The sequence below is a fragment of the Arthrobacter sp. Hiyo1 genome (assembly GCF_001263615.2).
GTDB lineage: Bacteria > Actinomycetota > Actinomycetes > Actinomycetales > Micrococcaceae > Arthrobacter.
Genome location: NZ_DF952474.1, coordinates 288,894 through 292,705 on the forward strand (window position 1 = coordinate 288,894; position 3,812 = coordinate 292,705).

Below are 3,812 nucleotides of genomic sequence, written 5' to 3' on the forward strand. Positions count from 1 at the left end.
AATGCTCGACGCCGGTGGCGAGCTCGCGTACGGGACGCTGGATTCGCCGTCGGTCACCTCGCTGGACGGCACCATCGGCGTCGTGGAGGGCGGCGCGTTCATGTCGCCCGTTGTCCTGAGCTGGGCCAACGTGGACTCGGAAGCCGTCCACTCGCTCGAGGCTTTCGGTCCGGTGTCGTCCGTGATCGGCTATTCGGACCTCGACGACGCCGTCCGCCTTGCCGCCCGCGGTGGCGGCTCCCTGGTGGCCTCCGTGTGCACCAACGATCCTGCTGTCGCCCGGGAATTGGTGACGGGAATCGCGGCACACCACGGCCGTGTCCTGATGCTCAACCGCGAGGACGCCCGCTCGTCAACCGGGCATGGTTCGCCTGTGCCGCACCTGGTTCACGGTGGGCCGGGCCGCGCCGGTGGTGGCGAGGAACTCGGTGGTATCCGTTCCGTCATGCACCACATGCAACGCACCGCGATCCAGGGCTCGCCGAACATGCTCACTGCCGTGACCGGCGTCTGGCACACGGGCGCGGACCGCAACTTCACAGTGGAGACCGAAGGTGCGCACCCGTTCCGGAAGTCGCTGGCAACCCTGCGGATCGGCGATGCCGTGCGGTCCGAACTGCGGCAGGTCACCCTGGACGACATCACGGCCTTCGCCAACTCCACCGGCGACACCTTCTACGCCCACACCAACCAGGAAGCAGCCGAAGCCAATCCGTTCTTCCCGGGAATCGTGGCGCACGGGTACCTGCTGCTCAGCTGGGCCGCCGGCCTGTTCGTGGAGCCGGCACCGGGCCCCGTCCTGGCCAACTACGGGCTGGAGAACCTGCGCTTCATCACGCCCGTGGCCGCAGGGGATTCGATCCGGGTCACGCTTACGGCCAAGAAGATCACTCCGCGCGAGACCGACGAATACGGCGAAGTAGCCTGGGACGCCGTCCTGACCAACCAGAACGACGAAATCGTAGCCACCTACGACGTCCTGACCCTCGTGGAGAAGTAGCCTCCCCTACCGACGCTCGCTCACGTATGTGGGGGTTTGGCCGGACGCTCGCTCACTTGTGTGGGTGTTTGGCCGGACGCCCGCTCACGTGTGTACTGCATACGGAACGCTCCCCTCACTGGGGAGCGTTCCGGACCGATGTTCGTTTTATTGCCCGGGGGCGCGGTATGTCGGGGTCTTCTTGGCAGCTTCGTCGAGATCCTCCACCGTCATGAGCGGCTTCAAATGCAGGCGCACAGCGCCTGTCGCATTGATCATGAGTGAGAGGGCGGCGGCGCTAGCCGCGTCCGGGATCTCGAAGACTCCGACGACGTCGGTCTCCCCGAAAGCGTAGTAGAAACATTCGAGCGATCCGTCGACGGATTTGAGTGCATCGACCACGGCATCGCGGCGCTTGGTGCCGCCCTCGCGCAACAGCCCCTTGATTCCGTCGCCTACGTAGTTGGCTTCGAACAGATATTTGGTCATTGTCTTCCCGTCCCGTGATGTCCAGGACTCGGGCCTACTCAGGTGCTCCCATCACCCGTTGAGGGAAGGTCCCGGAGTTGTTCCCCTGCGAGGGGGCTGTGCACATAGTAGGCCGAGGCTGTCGCCCTGACAACGGTCTAGCCAACGCTTGCTCACAAGGTCTTTCCGATCCCGCCCGGCGTAAGATTTTTTGCGTAGGAGGTGGCGAAATGAACCTAGCACTCAGAACAGCCACAACCGTCTTGCCCGTCGACGACGTGGACCGAGCCCGCAGCTTCTACGCGGAGAAACTCGGCCTCCCTCATCGCGGCATGACCTGGGATGGAAATGATTTGTTCGGCATCGACGGCGGTCCCATGCTGCAGTTGATGCCCATCAAGGACGGCATGCACTCGTCGCACACTGCCCTTTCCTTTGAAGTCAGCGACATCGAGCGGACAGTCGACGAAATGGAGGCGAACGGCGTCGAATTCCGGGATTACGATCTCCCGGATCTCAAGACAGAACACCACATTTGTACCACCGACGCCGACCGTTGCGCCTGGTTCATGGACACGGAAAACAACGTCCTTTGCGTCCATGAAAGTTTGGGTATCCAGGCCGAATACCAGCTCTGAAAAGCATCACAGCACCACGCAGAACGCCCGCTCACTTTTTAGTGAGCGGGCGTTCTGCCAATTGGGGATATATGTGAGCGGGCGTCGGTCGAAAGTCCCGTATATGTGAGCGGGCGTCGGTTGAAAGTGCCGTATATGTGAGCGAGCGTCTGAGGGGGCAGGGGGAAGCCAGGGGCGACCTACGCCGAGGCGTGGAGGCCGTCGAACGCCATGGTGATGACGTCGTCGGCCAGGCGTTGCGGGGAGAGCGAGCCGCCCGGTTTGTACCACTCCACGATCGAGTTGATGGTCCCGAACAGGAGCCGGGTCACGGTGCGGGGGTCGATGTCCTGGCGCAGCGTGCCTTCTTCGCGGGCGGCCGAGATCAACGCGGCCACCTTGTGGTCGAAGGCACGACGCCGTTCCAGGGCATCGCGCTCAATTTCGGTGTTGCCGCGGAGACGCAGGAGCAGCGTGACGAACGGCAGCCGGTCCACCAGCACGGCGATGGTCTGCCGCAGGACGAACTCAAGGCGTGCATCGGCCGCCCCGGTAACAGCCTCGGGCTGTTCCAGGATGGCCTCGAGCCCACCCAGTGCGTGCTCGAGGGCGAGCTTCAGGAGGTCGCCCTTGGACGGCACGTGGTGGTAAATGGCTGATTTTGAGATGCCCAGGTTTTCGGCCAGAATGCCCATGGATGTGGCGTCGTAACCGTGGCGGTTGAAGACGTCGACGGCGATGAGCAGCACTGATTGCTGGTCGTATCCGGGGCGTCCCCGCTTGGTTACTGTTTCACTAGGCATGCTGGCCATTTTCTCATGAACGGTCGGTTGATTCGCGCACGCGCCCTGCCACGTTACCTCTTGGGTCGCATGTCGTAGACGCGGCGCAGCTTGCCGTTGGAGCGCTCAAGCGAACCCGGCTCCACGACGTCCACCACGCACGAAGAACCCACGTGGATCTTGATCTGTTCGCGCAGGGCGTGTGCCGCCGTCGTGCCCGCCTCGACCGAAACGTTCTCGCGGCGCTCAATCTTGACCGTCAGCGAATCCATGCGCTTGCCTTCGGGGCGGGTGAGCTCGAGTTGGAAGTGCGGGCTGAGTTCGGGGATGCGCAGGGCGATTTCCTCGATCTGTGAAGGGAAGAGGTTCACGCCGCGCAGGATGATCATGTCGTCGCTGCGTCCGGTGATGCGGCCCATGCGGCGGTGCGCGGGGCGGGCGGTGCCGGGCAGCAGACGGGTGAGGTCCTTGGTGCGGTACCGGATGATCGGCAGCGCTTCCTTGGTGAGCGAAGTGAAGACGAGTTCGCCCGGCTCGCCGTCGGCCAGCACGGCACTTTCCCCGCGGGAGGGATCGAACGGATCGATGATTTCGGGGCGGAAGTGGTCTTCCCAGATGTGGCAGCCGTCCTGGGTCTCCACGGCCTCGCCGGCCACGCCCGGGCCCATGACTTCCGAGAGCCCGTAGATGTCGCAGGCCTTGATGTTCATGGTGGTTTCGAGCTCATGCCGCATTTCCTCGGTCCACGGTTCGGCTCCGAGCACGGCGTACTTGAGCGAGGTCGACGCCGGATCCACACCCATGTGCGCCATCGCGTCGGCGATTGTGAGCAGGTAAGTCGGGGTCGCCAGGATCGCGTCCGGCTTGAAGTCCTGGATCAGCTGGATCTGGCGTTCGGTTTGGCCGCCGGACATCGGGATGACGGTGCAGCCGAGCGCTTCGGCACCGGCGTGGGCGCCCAAACCG

4 protein-coding genes and 1 pseudogene are annotated in these 3,812 nt (G+C 63.9%); 2 read left to right on the plus strand and 3 right to left on the minus strand.

All coding sequences use genetic code 11. The annotated features are described in order from the left end of the window. Positions 1–1,000 (plus strand): aldehyde dehydrogenase family protein (locus AHiyo1_RS18660; RefSeq protein ID WP_113990708.1); only part of this gene is annotated, 1,000 nt, incomplete at its 5' end. A 147-nt stretch (positions 1,001–1,147) separates the two neighbouring features. Here AHiyo1_RS18660 and AHiyo1_RS18665 read toward each other — a convergent pair. After that, a complete protein-coding gene (locus tag AHiyo1_RS18665) occupies positions 1,148–1,468 on the minus strand; it encodes a GYD domain-containing protein (RefSeq protein WP_059389545.1) in 321 nt (106 codons plus the stop codon). Between the two features lie 209 nt (positions 1,469–1,677). Here AHiyo1_RS18665 and AHiyo1_RS18670 point away from each other — a divergent pair, with 209 nt between their 5' ends. Continuing rightward, complete coding sequence (locus tag AHiyo1_RS18670) at positions 1,678–2,085, plus strand: VOC family protein (protein WP_059389546.1); 408 nt, start codon at positions 1,678–1,680, stop codon at positions 2,083–2,085. Between the two features lie 179 nt (positions 2,086–2,264). Here the strand turns inward: AHiyo1_RS18670 and AHiyo1_RS18675 are convergent, their stop codons facing one another. Together AHiyo1_RS18675 and AHiyo1_RS18680 are read right to left on the minus strand one after the other, a co-directional pair. Then, positions 2,265–2,867 (minus strand): TetR/AcrR family transcriptional regulator, encoded by a 603-nt coding sequence (locus AHiyo1_RS18675; protein WP_059389547.1) that lies wholly within the window; start codon positions 2,865–2,867, stop codon positions 2,265–2,267. Positions 2,868–2,920: 53 nt separating this feature from the next. Beyond that, positions 2,921–3,812: pseudogene (locus tag AHiyo1_RS18680) on the minus strand (AMP-binding protein); the annotation flags it as partial.

Coding starts and splice junctions, on each gene's coding strand:
- AHiyo1_RS18675 (WP_059389547.1), bottom strand. CDS start 2,867: ATGCCTAGTGAAACAGTAACCAAGCGGGGACGCCCCGGATACGACCAG.
- AHiyo1_RS18665 (WP_059389545.1), bottom strand. CDS start 1,468: ATGACCAAATATCTGTTCGAAGCCAACTACGTAGGCGACGGAATCAAG.
- AHiyo1_RS18670 (WP_059389546.1), top strand. CDS start 1,678: ATGAACCTAGCACTCAGAACAGCCACAACCGTCTTGCCCGTCGACGAC.